The organism is uncultured Streptococcus sp. (assembly GCF_938036805.1).
Lineage (GTDB): Bacteria > Bacillota > Bacilli > Lactobacillales > Streptococcaceae > Streptococcus.
In genome coordinates, this window is sequence record NZ_CALHWC010000085.1 from 1 (window position 1) to 3475 (window position 3475).

Annotated in this window: 5 protein-coding genes; all 5 read right to left on the minus strand. The window is 42.7% G+C overall.

Translation table 11 applies throughout. From position 1 onward, the window contains the following. The coding region (locus tag Q0191_RS03525) for a hypothetical protein (protein ID WP_297663896.1) at positions 1–434 on the minus strand (434 nt) is incomplete at its 3' end. Positions 435–449: 15 nt separating this feature from the next. Continuing rightward, on the minus strand, positions 450–1169 hold the full coding sequence (locus Q0191_RS03530) for a class I SAM-dependent methyltransferase (RefSeq protein ID WP_297663898.1): 720 nt from the start codon (positions 1167–1169) through the stop codon (positions 450–452). A gap of 6 nt (positions 1170–1175) precedes the next feature. Then, positions 1176–1931, minus strand: coding sequence for an SDR family oxidoreductase (locus tag Q0191_RS03535; RefSeq protein ID WP_297663900.1), 756 nt, complete (start codon positions 1929–1931; stop codon positions 1176–1178). A gap of 24 nt (positions 1932–1955) precedes the next feature. Further along, on the minus strand, positions 1956–2447 hold the full coding sequence (locus Q0191_RS03540; protein WP_297663901.1) for a hypothetical protein: 492 nt from the start codon (positions 2445–2447) through the stop codon (positions 1956–1958). A 39-nt stretch (positions 2448–2486) separates the two neighbouring features. After that, positions 2487–3416 carry a ribonuclease Z gene (gene rnz / locus Q0191_RS03545; RefSeq protein WP_297663903.1) on the minus strand — a complete coding sequence of 310 codons (930 nt, stop codon included), beginning with the start codon at positions 3414–3416 and terminating at the stop codon, positions 2487–2489. Positions 3417–3475: the final 59 nt, after the last annotated feature.

The following is a 3475-nucleotide window of genomic DNA, read 5'->3' on the forward strand; positions in this document are numbered from 1 at the left end:
TGGCAATAGAGATAAAGAGAAAATGCCAACACAGAGTATAGTTGACCTAGGAAAATTTCTGATATGTACTGACTGAGTAAGTAAAAACCTTTGCAGATAAGGATAAACACAGGTAACTGACATATCATCGTCATTATTAAGCTTATTGGAGCTGCAAAAAAAGAGGATTTCCCCGTTTTCAACGAATTTCTTAGTGATTTAAACCACATTACAAAGTAAAAAATTCCATAAATACAAATCAAAACTAAAAAAAGAAAACCTATTAGTATACCAGACTCTAAAGAAGAAGTTTGGCCTGTACTAAATGCTTGGCCAAAACCGAAAGCAAGTAGGAATAAGGCAAAAATACTTAAGAGAGGGGCTATTAGTAAAACTAACCAACTATAAATGTAGCATAAAGCAAAATAATCCTTTTGTTTCTTTAAAAATTTCATGTAAGTCCTTTTATTTTAAATCTCTCTATCCTTCCTTAACCAAAGATGTTGAAAGGCAGCTATGTCTCGATAAGGCAATTGGTTGCAGACAGCCAGCTCCATCTCAAGCATCTTTTCAGCCCAGTCAGGGGCCGTTTTATAGTCATTGGATTGCAGCCCGTAAAAAATCCGTACTCCCTGATAATCCTCAACTTCTAATGGCAGACCTGAGATAACTTCCTGAACCTGATAGACCTTTGCAGCTCCCATGCTGTGGGTTTGATATGCCTGACCCGCCAAAAGCTGCTGGGCCTTTTCTGGGTCATTTTCAAAAACCACCGTATGCATAATCCGCCCGACCTCGTGATGCTTGACCAGAGAAATTTTGCCGTCCTTTTTTAAGAGGCGGGAAAATTCTGTCAAATAGAGGGTCGGTTCTGACACATACTCTAAGACATTATGACAGATGATGACATCAAAAGACTGGTCTGGCAATGTTTGTAGAACTTCTAGACTGCCTTGCAATTGCTCATAGGAAAAGTCCTGCTTGCGCTCGGAAATCATTTCTGAGTTCGGCTCGATGGCGGTCACTTGGTTCTTTTCTGCTAAAAAATCAGCCACAAGTCCAAAACCGCTACCGAAATCAAGAATTTTCTGGCCTTTCAGCGACTCAAGAAAGGCAAAAATAATATCATACTGAAGCTTGCCCCAAGGCGCCTGAAGATGAGCCTTGTAGGCTTGTAGATTAGCTGTCATAAAACCTCACTTATAGTTAAACATATTGGCTGCCATCTTGTCGGCAATTCTTGGAAAAAGGGTATAAAGCTTGTGCGCTAGATTGAGAATCCCAGGTAGATTCATTTCCCGTTTCTTTTTGCCAAAAGATTTGACAATTTTGCCTGCTACAAAGTCTGGCTCAAGCATATATTTATCGACTGCTTTCACATAGGAACCGTCAGGATCCGCTTGATCGAAAAAGGCTGTTTTGATAGGCCCGGGATTAACTGTCGTAACATAGACTCCAAAAGGCAGAAGCTCCAAACGCAGGGCATTGGAAAAGCCGATCGCTGCAAACTTGGTCGCTGAGTAAAGACTGGACTTGCTACTGGCAATGAGGCCGGCCATACTAACGATATTGACGATATGTCCTCGGCCTGCCTGCTTCATCCGAGTCCCAAAGATACGGGACAGATTCATCAAGGCAAAGGTATTGACTTCAAACATAGCCTCGATATCGCTTGAGCTGATTTTGTCAAATTCTTCAAAAATTCCATAGCCAGCGTTATTGACTAGGACATCGACGTGCCCGTACTGGCTGTCAATCCACACAGCAAATCTTTCCAAAGCTGAGCTATCTGTGATATCCAGCTCCACTAGGTCAAGATTTTCCCTTTCTCCATATAGTTTTTCCAGCTTAGCCTTGCTCCGTCCGACCAAAATCAGTCGGTCATGGGGCAAGAGCTTAACCATTTCCTGAGCCAGCCCACCGCTGGCCCCTGTGATGATGATGGTGCGCATTGTTCTGCCTTTCATGTTGTTAATTTAATGAAATCTTTTTCCAGCTAAATAGTCAGCATAAGCTTGATCAATGACAGGAGCAAAAAGATGATAATCCTCCCAGCTACCTAAAAATTCCAAAGGTAGGTCGTACAAGTCATTGACTACAAATTCAGAATAATCCTTCATGTATTGATGTTCGTAGTAGTTGTTCACAAAATCCTGAAGATCCCTTTTGACATCCATTGTTCCCAATTTTCCGTCACACCAGTCTAGAACATAATCCACACCCAAAGTTTGCTCGTCTTTGACACTCTGGAGTACAGTTTCTTCATCAGGAGTCATCATTTCCTTTGCATCATGCTGGATGAGCCAAGTCACGAAGAAACCAATATGATTCGCAGCCCAACGATGAATCTCTCGGTAATCATCTTGTGTCAATTCCTCATTTTGTAATTGGTAGCTGTAAAGATAGTTAGTTAATGCATCCTCAAAATACCAATCAGCTTTATCAAATAAACGATTTTCAACCGTCATCTTATTTCCCTCTCAACGAAACTGTCTGAAACTGTAGAATTATAACTCAACCTCTTCCAAATCCTTGACTACATGGACATTTTCAAAGACAGCACTGGCATCACGACGCATTTGGCTAATGTCTTTCGATAAGAAACGCGCGCTGACATGATTGAGCAGGAGGCGTTTGACACCAGCTTCTTTGGCTACCTCTGCGGCTTGCATATTGGTCGAATGACCATGCTTGCGGGCCATCTTTTCATCTCCCTTGCCATAGGTCGCTTCATGAACCAGCACATCTGCCGCCACAGCCAAGCGAACACTTGAATCGGTCTTTCTGGTGTCACCCAAAATGGTAATGGTCTTACCCGGGCGAGGAGCTGAGATATAATCGGCTGCGATGATTTTGGTCCCATCTTCTAGGACGATGTCCTGACCATTCTTGACTTCTCCAAAGAGAGGACCAAAAGGAACGCCCGCCTCGCGCAGCTTGTCCGCATCCAGCGTTCCTTCCAAATCTTTCTGCATCACCCGATAACCCACGCAGAAAATCGTGTGGTCTAGCTTATCCGCATAAACAGTGAACTTGTCTGTTTCCAGAAGCTTACCCAGACTGTTTTCATCAAACTCATGAAAATCAATCCGATAAGGCAGGCGAGAACCAGACACGCGCAAGCTTGTCATCACAAAGCTTTTGATACCGACTGGTCCATAAATTTCCAAATCCGTCTGCTCTTCATTGGCCTGAAAAGCTCGACTAGAGAGGAAACCCGGCAAGCCAAAAATATGGTCACCATGCAGATGCGTGATGAAAATCTTTGAAATTTTACGAGGTTTGATGGTAGTTTCCAAGATTTGATTCTGGGTACCTTCACCGCAATCAAACATCCAGACTTCATTGATTTCTTCCAAAAGCTTGAGGACAAGACTAGACACATTGCGGGCCTTGGACGGCTGACCGGCTCCTGTTCCTAAAAATTGTAATTGCATGTTTTTCTTTCTAAATGATATAAATCATGGCAGAGCGATTCTGCGAGTGATAGTATTTT